The organism is Pseudomonas sp. FFPRI_1 (assembly GCF_055384485.1).
Genome location: NZ_AP029168.1, coordinates 2102383 through 2116172, shown reverse-complemented (window position 1 = coordinate 2116172; position 13790 = coordinate 2102383). Strand labels below are relative to the sequence as shown.

The following is a 13790-nucleotide window of genomic DNA, read 5'->3' as shown; positions in this document are numbered from 1 at the left end:
GGCTCCTTAAAGGCTGTTGATCAGCGTGCTGAAGGTTTCCTGCGCAGCCTTGATGATCTGCGAAGACGCTGTGTAGTACTGCTGGAACTTGACCAGGTTGCCGGTCTCTTCATCCAGGTCAACCCCGGACAACGAGTCCCGGGCCCCCTTGGCGTTGGCCAGAATGGTGCCGTTGGCGGCGGTGTCGAGCTTGGCCTGACTGGCCTTGGCACCGACGTTCTCGATCAGCTTGCCGTAGGCATCCACCAGGGTGATGCCTTTGCTGGCGGAACCGGTATCGACAGTCTGCTTGGTCTGCAAGCCGGCCAGAGCCAAGCCATTGCGGTTATCGGACGAGCCGGCACCGTTCACCGAAATGCTCATGCTGTCGCCGGAGTTGGGCGCGCCGGCAATGGTCATCTGCACGGTAAATGTCTTGTTCACGGGAGGCGTGCCGCCGTCTGTGACGGGGTTGCCGCTGGCATCCAGCATGTTGACTTGCAAATTCAAGGTATTGCTCTGCCCCGGCACGATGGAACCGCTGCCCATCTTGTTGCCCTTGGCATCGAAATAGTCGTAGCTCTGACTGCCACCGGACACGGCGTTGAACACCACCTTCACCGGGCCCGAATTCTTGATAGCAGTCTGCATCTCCAGCCTGGCAGCGGCATCATAGTTGTCGATCGGCACTGCCAGCGAAGGTTGTGCGGAAATGCTCAGCGAACTCTTGATCCCGGCACCGAGCTCGGCCTTCAACGGCGCTGCAAGCGCCAAGCGCTTGGCATCGGTCATCTCGGTCTGGATGGTGGTTGCCGCATTGCGTGTAGGGGTGATTTTAAAACTGTCACCAGCTCCCGCCGTACCGTTGAGATTCAGCGAAAAACCATCAATCACCGGAGCCGGTGATGCCGTGGTGCTGAAGCTGCCCATGTCGGTACCGTCAGAGCGCTTTACGCTGTAGTCGGTGGCACTGCTGAAGGTCACGGTGTAATCACTTGTGCTCAGCTTGCCAGTGTCCTTGATGGTCACATCGAAATTGCCCGAACCTGCACTGTTGCTGGTGCTGGCAATGCTGCGCTGGCTGACCATCTGAGCACTGTTGATGTCGTTGAACAGGTTGCCGCCGAAGTTACCGTTCTTGTCGATGCCCTGAGCCATCTGGCTGTTCATCTGATCCGCGATCACCAGGGCCACGCGCCCCAGTTCATTCATCGCCGGATCCAGCACCTCACTGCGATAACGCAGCAGACCACCGATCTCGCCACCGGTGGTGACGTTTGTGATATCGACAGTGCTGGTACCTCGGTTGAGCTGCAGCGCGGAGCGGGTCGGATCGTTCTTGCCCTGCACCACTTCCAAGGTGTTGGCAGTGTTGCCCATGACCAGCGGCTGGCCGCTGCCCAGGTACAGATCGACGCTGGAGCCACGCTCCGAGACCTGCACGCCGATGAAGGTCGAAAGCTGGCGCACGGTTTCATTACGCGCATCGAGCAGGTCGTTGGGCATGCCATTGCCGTTCGTCGACAGCTCGGAAATCTTCTGGTTGAGCTGGGCCACGGTGTTGGCCAGCTTGTTGACCTGGTCCGCCATGTTCGCCAGGTTGCCGTTGATATTGGTGTTCTGCTGATTGAGCTGGCTGGATACCGAGTTGAAACGGTTGCTCAGGGCTTGGGTATCGCTGAGCAGCAACTGCCGGGAAGCCTCGTCGGTGGGCTTGGCATTGAGGTTCTGTACCGAAGCGAAGAACTTGGTCAGGGCGCCGGTCATGCCGGTGCCGCTGTCCGATAGCAACTGGTCGACCGGGCTGATCTGCCCCTGATAGGCCGCCACGTCACTGTTGAGCGAAGTAGCCGTACGCAGCTGGGCGTCCAGGAAGCTGTTATACACCCGGCGCACATCCGCCAGGGTGGTGCCAGTGCCGATGAAGACATTGCCGAACTGATTCGCAGCCTTGGTGCCCTGCACGGTCTGCTGACGCGAATACCCGGCGGTGTCGGCGTTGGCAATGTTGTTACCCGTGGTCATCAACGACGTTTGGCTGGCAGACAGCCCGGACATCCCGATATTGAGCAAACTCATGATTCAGACCTTATAAATTCGTGGAAACGCCCGCCGCAGCGTAGTTCTGATAACTCTTCATCTGCTTGGCTATCTGCGAAATCTTGCTTGCGTAATCCGGGTCCGTTGCGTACCCGGCTTTTTGCAACTCGCGAACAAACTGTTCTGGTTTATCGGCAACCTTCAGCACTTCTTGATAGCGATTATTGCTCTGCAGCAAGGTCACCAGGTCATGGAAGCTGTCCTGGTAGGAATCGTAGGAACGGAACGCTGCCGTCTCCTTGACCATCTGCCCATTGCGGAACTCGCTGGTGATCGCACGAGCCTGGGCACCCTGCCAACTGCTGCCAGCCTTGATGCCGAACAGGTTGTGGCTGCTGCTGCCATCTTGCTGGCGCATCACCGACTTGCCCCAGCCGGTTTCCAGTGCAGCCTGGGCCACCAGGTAGCGTGGGTCGATACCGATGCGCTTCGCCGCCTGCTGCGCCATCGGCAGCATGGTGGCCACGAAGTCATCCGAAGAATCGAATGCGCGCTTGGCCGGCGCCAGCGGCGGCTGGGCCATGGCCCGGCCATACACGCGCATCTTGCCCTGGGAGGCGGCGTATCCCTGATTGACCTTCCACTCCCCCCGAAGCACGGCATCGACCGCGGCCGTATTGCGGCCCGGCGCCTGATTCTGCACGGAGGCATCGGCAACCCCGCCGGCCGAAGGCACGATACCGGTCAACAGGCGGTCGGTGAGCTTGCTCGGCAACGACAGGCGCCGCTGATTGAGCAAGACCATGTCGTTATGCGCCACGGAGGTCCGCAATGGATCATGGGCACGGGAGGCCCACAACGGTCGCTGGCCATTGAGGCGGCTCAAGGGGCCGTCTTCGGCCGTGGTACCGGCAGCAATCGGCGTCGGCACCGCCACCGGCGCGGCTGGCGCTAGCGCTGGCGGCGTCGCTCCTGGATGGGTGGGCTGATTCTTCATCATCTGGCGCATCAGCACGTTGGCCAGGCCAATGCCACCGCCTTCGCGCGACAGGGAGACCGCCAGCTGCTGGTCGTACATTTCCTGATACTGCTTGGCCGCCGGCGTATTGAGCGGGTTGTCCTTGCCCAGGGCTTCGGTGGCCGAACGCATGGACTTGAGCATTTCACCGAGGAACAGCGACTCGAACTCCTGCGCCACCTTGCGCATGTTGCCTTCGCTGTTCTTGTCACCGACCTTGAGTTGCTGCAGGCGATTGAGGTCGGAGTAGGACCCGGAGTCGCCACTGCCAATCAATCCGCTCTTACGTATATCCATGGCCGTCACCTCAAATCACGATCAGGTCGGCTTGCAGGGCGCCGGCCTGTTTCAAGGCTTCGAGAATCGCCATCAGGTCGCCTGGGGCGGCACCCACCTGGTTCACCGCACGGACAATCTCGTCCAGGGTGGTACCCGGGCCGAACTTGAACATCGGCTTGGCTTCCTGCTGGGCATTGACCCGCGAACGGGGCACCACAGCGGTCTGGCCGTTGGACAGCGGGCCGGGCTGGCTGACGATCGGGTCTTCGGTAATGGTCACGGTCAGGCTGCCGTGGGTCACCGCAGCCGGCGACACCTTGACGTTCTGGCCAATCACGATAGTGCCGGTACGGGAGTTGATGATGACCTTGGCCACGGCCTGGCCCGGATCGATCTCCAGGTTCTCCAGGATCGACAGGTAGTCCACGCGCTGGCTTGGATCCAGCGGCGCGGTCACCCGGATCGAGCCGCCATCGATGGCCTGGGCCACGCCCGGGCCGAGCATGTCGTTGATCTTGTCGACAATGCGCTTGGCGGTGGTGAAGTCCGAACGGTTGAGGTTCAGGGTCAGGCTGTTGCCCTGGTTGAATCCGCTGGGCACGGCACGCTCTACCGAGGCACCGCCGGGAATGCGCCCGGCCGAGGGCACGTTCACGGTGATCTTCGAACCGTCCCGCCCTTCAGCATCGAAACCACCCACCACCAGGTTGCCTTGGGCAATGGCGTAGACGTTGCCGTCGATACCCTTGAGCGGTGTCAGCAGCAACGTGCCGCCGCGCAGGCTCTTGGAGTTGCCGATGGAGGACACGGTGATATCCACCACCTGCCCCGGCTTGGCGAACGCCGGCAGATCGGCACTCACCGACACCGCCGCGACGTTCTTCAACTGCACGTTGCCGGAACCGGCCGGCACCTTGATGCCGAACTGCGACAGCATGTTGTTGAAGGTCTGCAGGGTGAAGGGCGTCTGAGTGGTCTGGTCGCCGGTGCCGTTAAGCCCCACCACCAGGCCATAGCCGATCAACTGGTTGGAACGCACGCCGGAAATACTGGCGATGTCCTTCAACCGCTCGGCCTGGACGCCGAGGGAAGTGGACAGCAACAAGACGGCCGCCATCAGGTGCTTGAAATTCAGCATGGGACTTTTCATCACCTAGAAAGGGAACAGCGGGCTGAGGAAGAAACGGTCAAACCAGCCAGGCTGGTTGGCATCGGCAAACGAGCCGGTGCCCGAATAGGTGATGCGTGCATCTGCCACCCGGGTCGAGGACACGGTGTTGTCAGTGGCGATGTCGTCCGCCCGTACCAGACCGGCAATACGCACCAGTTCGTCGCCGGTGTTGAGGGTCATCCACTTCTCGCCGCGCACCGCGATGATGCCGTTGGGCAGCACATCGGCCACGGTCACGGTGATCGAGCCGGTCAGACTGTTGCTCTGGGCAGCCTTGCTGTCGCCCTTGGTGGCGCGGTTGCCGTTGTAGCCGGCATTCAGGGTCAGGTCGCCATCGCCCAACGGGTTGTTGGTATTGGGCACGGCGCCAAACAGCGAGGTCAGGCCGATGCTGTTGGAACTGGTCTTGGTCAACGCCGAGTTGGCGCCTTTGCTGGCAGCGGTCTTCTCGTTCAAGGTGATGGTGATGATGTCACCGACCCGGAACGCCTTGCGGTCGCTGTACAGGTTCTGCTCGAAGCCGGCCTGGTAGATCGAGCCGTTATTGGACGCTGAAGGCAGCGGTGTGCGCGGCAACACCGGCGCGTAGTAAGGGTCATTGGGCTTGGGCGGCGGGGAGACACAGCCCGCGAGCACCGCACTCCCCATCAGCGCTAGAACACAAATAAACCGATTCATGACCCTTCCTCACGATGTTGCCGGTACGCCACTTCAGACCCGTGGCGACCTCAAGACTTGATTACAGCTTCTGCGTTATGAACGAGAGCATCTGGTCGGCGGTGGAGATCACCTTGGAGTTCATCTCGTAGGCACGCTGAGTGGTGATCATGTTGACCATCTCTTCAACGGTGCTGACGTTGGACGCTTCCAGGGTGTTCTGCAGCGTGATGCCGAAACCGTTGAGGCCCGGGGTGCCGATCTGCGGCGCGCCACTGGAGGCGGTTTCCAGGAACAGGTTGTTGCCCTGGGCCTGCAGGCCGGCCGGGTTGATGAAGTCGGCGGTCTGCAGGTTGCCGATCACCTGGGACGCCGGGTTGCCGGCGATGGTGATCGAGACGGTGCCGTCCTGCCCCACGGTGAAGGTCTGCGCATCGTTGGGCACGACGATCGCCGGCTCCAGGGCAAAGCCGCTGGCCGTGACGATCTGGCCATCGGAGTTGAGGTGGAAGGTACCGTCACGGGTATAGGCGGTGGTGCCATCAGGCTGCAGGATCTGGAAGAAGCCGCGACCGTTGACGGCCAGGTCCAGGGGCTGCTCGGTGGTCTGCAGGCTGCCAGCGCCGAAGTTCTTCTGGGTCCCGACAATGCGCACACCGGTACCGACCTGCAGGCCGGTAGGCAATTCGCTGTCCTGGGTCGACTGGGCACCTGGCTGGCGCTTGATCTGGTACAGCAGGTCCTGGAACTCGGCGCGATCACGCTTGAAACCCGTGGTCGAGACGTTCGCCAGGTTGTTGGAAATAACACTCAGGTTAGTGTCCTGGGCGGACAGGCCGGTTTTGGCAACCCATAGAGCCGGAAGCATTCGAATCTCCTCTCGCGCCTGTTTTACGGCGCTAGGTACTGGTAATTAGCTGATCTGCAAGACCCGAGCCATGGCCTGGTCGTCTTCTTTGGCGCTGTTCATCATCTTGATGTGCAATTCGAACTGCCGGGACAGGGCCAGCATCGAGGTCATCTCATCCACGGCATTGACGTTGCTCGACTCAAGGAAGCCCGACACCACCTGCACATTGGCATCCACCGGTGCCGGCTGGCCGTCCTTGGTCCTGATCGAACCGTCCAGGCCCTTGGTCAGGTTCTTGATGTCCGGATTGACCAGCTTGATGCGGTCGACCTCCGCCATCACCCGCGGCCCTTCACCCATGGCACGGATGCTGATGGTGCCGTCCTGGCCGATTTCGATCTTCTGCTCCGGCGGCACCGCGATCGGCCCGCCATTGCCCATGACCGGCATGCCGTTGCCGGCACGCAGCACACCCAGAGCATCGACGTTCAGGCTGCCAGTACGCACATAGCTTTCACTGCCATCGGGGCTCTGCACCGCAAGCCAGCCGTTGCCGCTGACGGCCACGTCCAGGTCGCGACCGGTTTCCACCATCGAGCCCGGGGAGAAGTCGGTTGCCGGGCGCTCGCCCATGGCAAAGGCTCGCGCCGGAAAACTGTCACCAAACACCGGCATCGCACGGGCCTGCTCCAGGTCGCGCTGAAAACCATTGGTGGAGATGTTCGCCAGATTGTTGGCATGGGCCTTTTGCGCCAGGGCATTCTGGCTGGCGCCGGTCATTGCCAAATAAAGGTACTTGTCCACAATCGTTCCTCATCTGCCGGACGTTTGCCGTCCACCGCTGTACTGCGATGCCACAAGCAATAAGCGCACCAACTTTTCGCAGCGGCATTAATCCCCAGTCAGCACAGGGCTTTGCCTTGCCAGCGGAGAAACTGCAAACCGGGTGAGAGACGGAAAAACGGCGGCCTTATGCCGCTTACGGCAAGCAACGGCCAGCCCGCTCACGGCCATTCCCCAAAACGACGCCGGGCCCTCCCACCGCGAGAGCCGAGACACCATGAGCGACGAGAGGGGCCTCACAGCGCACCACCAGAGCCTTGGCTACTGGCTTTCAACGGCGGCTTTACCGACCTCGTATTCGCGCAGCTTGTTGGCGATGGTGGTATGGGACACACCCAGGCGCTTGCCCAGCTGGCGACTGCTGGGGTGTTCGGCATAGAGGCATTCGAGCACGGCCTTTTCAAAACGTCCGACAATCTGCTCCAGCCCCCCCTCCAGGGAGAAGTCGCCCAAGGGCTGGCGCGCCCCGTAGTCCGGCAAGCGAATGTGCTCGAGCTTGACCGTCCCGCCCTCACACAGCGAGACCGCCTGGAACAGTACGTTTTCCAACTGCCGGACGTTGCCCGGCCAATGGTAATGACTGAGGCGCTCCATGGCCGCCGGGGCCAGCTTCGGCAGCGGGCAGCCGATCTGCCGGCTGGCCTGGTCGAGGAAATGCTCAACCAGCGGTGTCAGGCCATCGAGGCATTCGCGCAACGGCGGAATATGCAGGGACAGCACGTTCAACCGGTGATACAGGTCCTGACGGAACTCGCCCCGGGCACAGAGCTCCGAGAGGTCGACCTGGGTCGCACAGATCACCCGCACATCCAGGTACACCTCTTCATCACTGCCGACCCGGCGGAAACAGCCATCCTGCAGGAAGCGCAGCAACTTCACCTGCAGGCGCGGGCTCATTTCCCCCACCCCGTCAAGAAACAGCGTACCGCCAGCAGTCAATTCCAGCAGGCCAAGCTTGCCTTCCGCTCGCGCACCCTCGAACGCCCCGGGGCCGTAGCCGAACAGCTCGGTCTCGGCCATGGATTCCGGCAGCCCGGCGCAGTTCAAGGCCATCAGCGGCGACTGGCCACGCGGGCTGGCCAGGTGACAGGCACGGGCCAGCAACTCCTTGCCGGTGCCGGTCTCGCCCTCGATCAGCAGCGGTGCATCCAGCGGTGCCATGCGCCGCGCCTCACGCACCACCGCCGCCATGACCCTGGAACTCTGGAAGATGCTGTCGAACCCCCGCAGCTCCTGCTTGCGCACGTTATAGATACGCTCGCCAACCCGGTCCGCACGGTGCAGGGTCAATACCGCACCGGCCATGGCCTCGCTGTCGTCGTGTTCCGATTGCAGCGGCGCGATATCCGCCAGGAACACATCCCCCCTGACCTTGACCCGCAACCCGTTGATCCGCGACTGGTTGGCCCGCACCAGCTCCGGCAGATCGAAATCCTCGGCATAACGCGACAGGGGAATCCCTGGCACCTCATCCACTCGCACCCCGAGCAATTGCGCCGCGGCGCGGTTGGCGGCAACGATGGAGCCCCCCATATCGATGGACAGCACGGGAAACTCCAGAGCCCCCAACAGCGCATTGAGCTCCATGTGCCGGCGCTCGCTGGGCATCAGCCCGACCCGCTTCACCCCAAACACCCCAGCGATGGACTCGAACTTCGGCCGCAGTGCCTGGAACTGCAGATTGATCAGGTTCGGACAGTGCAGGTAGATGGCGTTGCCATGCTCACCCCCCACCTCGCCACGGGCGACGTTGATCCCGTACTCCACCAGCAGGTTGAGAATGTCCCGCAGGATGCCGATGCGGTTCTGGCAATGAACTTTGATGCGCATGAGAAAAAGGCCCGATACGGATTTGAGAGGGCATAAGCGCCGCAAATCGACGCTTTTGACATCGATACCTGCGAACTTTTTGCAGGGTGGCGCAGATAATCGTCAAGATTATGTGACAGCACAGGGCTTTTTCAAACCAGCAAACCCAGAACAACCCAGCAACCCACGGCAAAACGTAACGATAAGTTTACGAAACGGCGCCCCGCGGGCACTCTCCCACCCCATTCACCTGCTGCAAAGCGTCGCACCCTGGGGTATCACTGGGGTCACACATAACAAGAACGCATCCCCTGGCAGGAGAGCAGCATGAAGCAGACGCAGTACGTGGCCCGCGAGCCCGACGCGCAAGGTTTTATCGACTATCCACCCGAAGAACACGCGGTGTGGAACACCCTGATCACACGCCAGCTGAAAGTGATCGAGGGCCGGGCGTGCCAGGAGTACCTGGACGGCATCGACAAGCTCGGACTGCCCCACGACCGCATTCCCCAATTGGGTGAAATCAACAAGGTGCTGGGCGAGACCACCGGCTGGCAAGTAGCCCGGGTTCCGGCACTGATTCCCTTCCAGACCTTTTTCGAACTGCTGGCCAGCAAACGCTTTCCGGTGGCCACCTTCATCCGTACCCGCGAAGAGCTGGACTACCTGCAGGAACCGGACATCTTTCACGAGATCTTTGGTCACTGCCCGCTGCTGACCAACCCCTGGTTCGCCGAATTCACCCACACCTACGGCAAGCTCGGCCTGCAAGCCACCAAGGAAGAACGGGTGTACCTGGCGCGCCTGTACTGGATGACCATCGAGTTCGGCCTAGTGGACACCCCGGCCGGGCGGCGCATCTATGGCGGCGGCATCCTGTCCTCGCCCAAGGAGACGGTGTACAGCCTGTCCGAAGAGCCGGAGCACCAGGCCTTCGACCCGCTGGAAGCCATGCGCACGCCGTATCGCATCGACATCCTGCAGCCGATCTATTTCACCCTGCCCAATCTCAAGCGCCTGTTCGATCTGGCCCATGAAGACATCATGGCCCTGGTCCACCAGGGCATGCAGTTGGGCCTGCACGCTCCCAAGTTTCCGCCAAAACCCAAGGCGGCCTGAGCGGCTCGCACTCGCGAGCCGCTGCGAAAAATAGTAACGTCCAACAAGAATTGAATCCTGGGAATACACCATGACCGCTCTGAACCAAGCCCATTGCGAAGCCTGCCGCGCCGATGCCCCTCAAGTCAGCGACGAAGAACTGCCGGTACTGATCAAGCAGATCCCCGACTGGAACATCGAAGTGCGCGACGGCGTGATGCAGCTGGAGAAAGTCTTCCTGTTCAAGAACTTCAAGTTCGCTCTGGCCTTCACCAATGCCATGGGCGAGATTTCCGAAGCCGAAGGCCATCACCCAGGCCTGCTCACCGAATGGGGCAAGGTCACCGTGACCTGGTGGAGCCACTCGATCAAGGGCCTGCACCGCAACGACTTCATCATGGCCGCGCGCACCGACGAAGTGGCCAAGACCGCAGAAGGACGCAAGTAATGCATTTCGATGCCATCGGCCGTGTTCCCGGCGACCCGATTCTCGGGCTGATGGGGGCCTACGCCAGCGATCCCAACCCGAACAAGTTCGACCTCGGCGTAGGGGTCTACAAGGATTCCCAGGGACTGACGCCGATTCCGCACTCGGTGAAGCTGGCCGAGCAGCGCCTGGTGGATCGCCAGACCACCAAGATCTACATCGGTGGCCACGGCGACGCGGCCTTCGGCAAGGTGATCAATGAGCTGGTGCTGGGCAGCGATTCAAAGCTGATCGCCGAGCAGCGTGCCGGCGCCACCCAGACCCCCGGCGGCACCGGCGCCCTGCGCCTGAGCGCCGAGTTCATCGCCCAGTGCCTGCCGGGCCGGGGCATCTGGCTGAGCGACCCGACCTGGCCGATCCACGAAACCATCTTTGCCGCCGCCGGGATCAAGGTCAGCCACTACCCCTACGTGGGCAGCGACAACCGCCTGGATGTCGAGGCGATGCTGGCGACCCTGAACCAGGTGCCACAGGGTGACGTGGTCCTGCTGCACGCCTGCTGCCACAACCCCACCGGCTTCGACCTGAGCCAGGCCGACTGGCAACGGGTGCTGGAAGTGGTACGCAAGCGCAACCTGCTGCCGCTGATCGACTTCGCCTACCAGGGCTTTGGCGACGGCCTGGAACAGGATGCCTGGGCGGTGCGACTGTTCGCCGAGCAACTGCCGGAACTGCTGATCACCAGCTCCTGCTCGAAGAACTTCGGCCTGTATCGCGACCGTACCGGTGCGCTGATCGTCTGCGCCCGAGACGCCGAGAAGCTGACCGATGTGCGCAGCCAGCTGGCCCACATCGCTCGCAACCTCTGGTCGACACCACCGGATCACGGCGCTGCGGTGGTTGCCACCATCCTGGGCGACACCGAGCTCAAGCGCCTCTGGGCCGAGGAAGTGGAAGCCATGCGCCAGCGCATTGCGCAACTGCGGGCCGGCCTCGTGGAAGCCTTGCAGCCCCACGGCCTGGCCGAGCGCTTCGCCCATATCGGGGTGCAGCGCGGGATGTTCTCCTACACCGGCCTGAGCCCGACTCAGGTGCAGGCGCTACGTGATCACCACAGTGTGTACATGGTCAGCTCCGGCCGCGCCAACGTGGCCGGGATCGACGAGACCCGCCTGGCCCTGCTGGCCGAGGCCATCGCCAAGGTCGTGTAACAAGGCTCTGCTTGCCGACAATGGCCACCTGCTGGTGGTCATTGCCGGCACATTCAGCCCTTTTGACCGCTTGATGAAATCCCTTTCATCTCAAAAACCGCGAGAAAAATCTTTTTGTCATTTCCAGTGCTGTATCCTTCCCAGGCTTTTTAAAAGCGCGGATCTACCCAGCGATTTAAAAAACAGACTTTGCGAGGAGCAACGACATGCATGAGATCCCGAATCTCCCCTTCCCAAGCCTGCACGAAACTGAGCAGACAACCCCGCCACAAGCCAGTGCCGAAAAGCCTGTAGTGCAAGAAGCCGCCGACAGCCGCAAGGCCGACAGCGAAGACTGAAAGAGCTGTAACCAGACCGTGTGGAAAGCGCTACTCAAGCGCTTTCCACACCGCCTGAAACCCTCCCCCGAGCCCCGCCGAACCATGACCGACTCCTTCAGCGAAACCCAGGCCAGCGTGCTGATCGGCACCGCGGAAAAAATGATCGAGGTGTGGAATCGCCTCAGCGCCGACAAACAGGCCGCCCTGCTCGCCCGTTTCGGCACCCAGGAAAACGCCCTCGCGGCCCTGGTCACCACCCAGTTGCTGACGCCCAAGGACGCTTGATTCCAGGCCGATATCGGTAAAGATCCGAACATCGCGTCGATTTCTCCCCCTGCGACCTGGTTCACATCGGTATCATAAGCAGCCTATCTATTCAGCTGTCGCCGTGGACCCTCCCATGCCAGATACCCAGCGCCCCTTGGCGGTCACGCTGCAAGTCGTTTCCATCGTCCTGTTCACCTTTATCGGCTACCTGAATATCGGCATTCCCCTGGCGGTACTGCCGGGCTATGTCCACAGCAACCTGGGCTTCGGTGCGGTGATCGCCGGCCTGGTGATCAGTGTGCAGTACCTGGCCACCCTGCTCAGCCGCCCCTACGCCGGGCGCATCATCGACAACCTGGGCTGCAAGCTCGCGGTGATGTACGGCCTGGCCGGCTGCGGCCTGAGCGGCGTGTTCATGCTGCTCTCGGCCTGGCTGCACGACCTTCCCGGCTTGAGCCTGGCCAGCCTGCTGGTGGGCCGCCTGGTGCTGGGCAGCGCAGAAAGCCTGGTGGGGTCGGGCGCCATTGGCTGGGGCATCGGCCGGGTCGGCGCGCAGAACACTGCCAAGGTGATCTCCTGGAACGGCATCGCCAGCTACGGCGCCCTGGCCATCGGCGCGCCCTTGGGGGCGATGCTGGTCGATCACCTGGGGCTGTGGAGCATGGGCGTGAGCATCATCCTGCTGGCCCTGGTGGGGCTCCTGCTGGCCTGGCCGAAGCTGGCCGCGCCGATCGTCATCGGTGAACGCCTGCCATTCATCCATGTCCTGGGCAAGGTCTTCCCCCACGGTTGCGGACTGGCCCTGGGCTCCATCGGCTTTGGCACCATCGCCACCTTCATCACCCTCTACTACGCCAGCCAGCAGTGGTCCAACGGCGTGCTGTGCCTGAGCCTGTTCGGCGCCAGCTTCATCGGTGCGCGGCTGTTGTTCGGCAACCTGATCAACCGCCTTGGCGGCTTTCGCGTGGCAATTGCCTGCCTGTCGGTGGAAACCCTCGGCCTGTTGCTGCTGTGGCAAGCCCCCGATGCTCATTGGGCGCTGGCCGGCGCGGCCTTGAGCGGTTTTGGCTTCTCCCTGGTGTTCCCCGCCCTCGGGGTGGAAGCGGTGAACCTGGTGCCGGCCTCCAGCCGTGGCGCGGCTGTCGGCGCCTACTCGCTGTTCATCGACCTGTCGCTGGGGATCACCGGGCCACTGGCCGGGGCGATTGCCGCCGGCTTCGGCTTTGCCTCGATCTTTCTGTTCGCCGCGATTGCCGCCTGCTGCGGCCTGGCCCTGAGCCTGTACTTGTATCGCCAGGCACCCAGGCAGCGCCAGGCCCGCCCTGCGCCCTAGAAATCCACTTTGCCGCGGCCGGCCTTGATATTGCCGCGCTTGGCCTTGGATTCCAGGCGACGTTTTTTCGACCCCAGGGTCGGCTTGGTCGGACGGCGTTTCTTCTCGACCTTGATGGCCCCCAGGATCAGCTCGGTGAGGCGCTCCAGAGCATCGGCACGGTTCTGTTCCTGGGTGCGGTATTGCTGGGCCTTGATGACGATCACCCCGTCGCTGGTGATCCGGCTGTCACTCAGGGCCAGCAGGCGCTCCTTGTAGAACGGCGGCAGCGACGAGGCCGGAATGTCGAAGCGCAGGTGCACGGCGCTGGAAACCTTGTTGACGTTCTGCCCGCCCGCACCCTGCGCGCGAATGGCAGTCAACTCGATCTCGGCATCCGGCAGGTGCACGTTGTTGGAAATCACCAGCATGGAACAGGTATCCGTTTTCAGGGGCCACAGGATACCCCCATTCCCCGGCTTCGTAGGCACCGGCTTGCCCTCTTCAGA

14 protein-coding genes are annotated in these 13790 nt (G+C 62.2%); 6 read left to right on the top strand and 8 right to left on the bottom strand.

Annotated features, from left to right (window positions below):
- Nucleotides 1–6: 6 nt before the first annotated feature.
- The 7 genes from flgK to ACZ5BO_RS09550 form a co-directional block, all read right to left on the bottom strand.
- Nucleotides 7–2058 (bottom strand): flagellar hook-associated protein FlgK, encoded by a 2052-nt coding sequence (gene flgK / locus ACZ5BO_RS09580; RefSeq protein WP_025132253.1) that lies wholly within the window; start codon nucleotides 2056–2058, stop codon nucleotides 7–9.
- A gap of 10 nt (nucleotides 2059–2068) precedes the next feature.
- Entirely contained in the window at nucleotides 2069–3334 is a 1266-nt protein-coding gene (flgJ, locus tag ACZ5BO_RS09575; protein WP_464699408.1) for a flagellar assembly peptidoglycan hydrolase FlgJ, read from the bottom strand.
- Between the two features lie 10 nt (nucleotides 3335–3344).
- Complete coding sequence (locus ACZ5BO_RS09570) at nucleotides 3345–4454, bottom strand: flagellar basal body P-ring protein FlgI (RefSeq protein ID WP_025132251.1); 1110 nt, start codon at nucleotides 4452–4454, stop codon at nucleotides 3345–3347.
- Between the two features lie 15 nt (nucleotides 4455–4469).
- Complete coding sequence (gene flgH, locus ACZ5BO_RS09565) at nucleotides 4470–5165, bottom strand: flagellar basal body L-ring protein FlgH (RefSeq protein WP_025132250.1); 696 nt, start codon at nucleotides 5163–5165, stop codon at nucleotides 4470–4472.
- A 61-nt stretch (nucleotides 5166–5226) separates the two neighbouring features.
- On the bottom strand, nucleotides 5227–6012 hold the full coding sequence (gene flgG / locus ACZ5BO_RS09560; RefSeq protein WP_025132249.1) for a flagellar basal-body rod protein FlgG: 786 nt from the start codon (nucleotides 6010–6012) through the stop codon (nucleotides 5227–5229).
- Between the two features lie 45 nt (nucleotides 6013–6057).
- Nucleotides 6058–6798 (bottom strand): flagellar basal-body rod protein FlgF, encoded by a 741-nt coding sequence (gene flgF / locus ACZ5BO_RS09555; protein ID WP_025132248.1) that lies wholly within the window; start codon nucleotides 6796–6798, stop codon nucleotides 6058–6060.
- Between the two features lie 300 nt (nucleotides 6799–7098).
- Nucleotides 7099–8667 (bottom strand): sigma-54-dependent phenylalanine hydroxylase transcriptional regulator PhhR, encoded by a 1569-nt coding sequence (locus ACZ5BO_RS09550; protein WP_025132247.1) that lies wholly within the window; start codon nucleotides 8665–8667, stop codon nucleotides 7099–7101.
- A 306-nt stretch (nucleotides 8668–8973) separates the two neighbouring features.
- Between ACZ5BO_RS09550 and phhA the strand changes: the two genes are divergently transcribed.
- From phhA to ACZ5BO_RS09520, 6 genes are all read left to right on the top strand, one after another.
- Nucleotides 8974–9765, top strand: coding sequence for a phenylalanine 4-monooxygenase (phhA, locus tag ACZ5BO_RS09545; RefSeq protein ID WP_011059947.1), 792 nt, complete (start codon nucleotides 8974–8976; stop codon nucleotides 9763–9765).
- Nucleotides 9766–9835: 70 nt separating this feature from the next.
- The gene (locus tag ACZ5BO_RS09540; protein WP_007930096.1) at nucleotides 9836–10192 is read left to right on the top strand and encodes a 4a-hydroxytetrahydrobiopterin dehydratase; all 357 of its coding nucleotides are present in this window, start codon (nucleotides 9836–9838) and stop codon (nucleotides 10190–10192) included.
- On the top strand, nucleotides 10192–11382 hold the full coding sequence (locus ACZ5BO_RS09535) for an amino acid aminotransferase (RefSeq protein WP_464699403.1): 1191 nt from the start codon (nucleotides 10192–10194) through the stop codon (nucleotides 11380–11382). Before ACZ5BO_RS09540 ends, ACZ5BO_RS09535 begins: the two co-directional genes overlap by 1 nt.
- Nucleotides 11383–11588: 206 nt before the next feature.
- A complete protein-coding gene (locus ACZ5BO_RS09530) occupies nucleotides 11589–11720 on the top strand; it encodes a hypothetical protein (protein ID WP_256245280.1) in 132 nt (43 codons plus the stop codon).
- A gap of 84 nt (nucleotides 11721–11804) precedes the next feature.
- On the top strand, nucleotides 11805–11987 hold the full coding sequence (locus ACZ5BO_RS09525; RefSeq protein ID WP_025132245.1) for a hypothetical protein: 183 nt from the start codon (nucleotides 11805–11807) through the stop codon (nucleotides 11985–11987).
- A 115-nt stretch (nucleotides 11988–12102) separates the two neighbouring features.
- The gene (locus tag ACZ5BO_RS09520; RefSeq protein ID WP_025132244.1) at nucleotides 12103–13302 is read left to right on the top strand and encodes an MFS transporter; all 1200 of its coding nucleotides are present in this window, start codon (nucleotides 12103–12105) and stop codon (nucleotides 13300–13302) included.
- Here ACZ5BO_RS09520 and arfB read toward each other — a convergent pair.
- Nucleotides 13299–13712 carry an alternative ribosome rescue aminoacyl-tRNA hydrolase ArfB gene (gene arfB / locus ACZ5BO_RS09515; RefSeq protein ID WP_025132243.1) on the bottom strand — a complete coding sequence of 138 codons (414 nt, stop codon included), beginning with the start codon at nucleotides 13710–13712 and terminating at the stop codon, nucleotides 13299–13301. The two genes, ACZ5BO_RS09520 and arfB, sit on opposite strands and share 4 nt — an antisense overlap.
- Nucleotides 13713–13790: the final 78 nt, after the last annotated feature.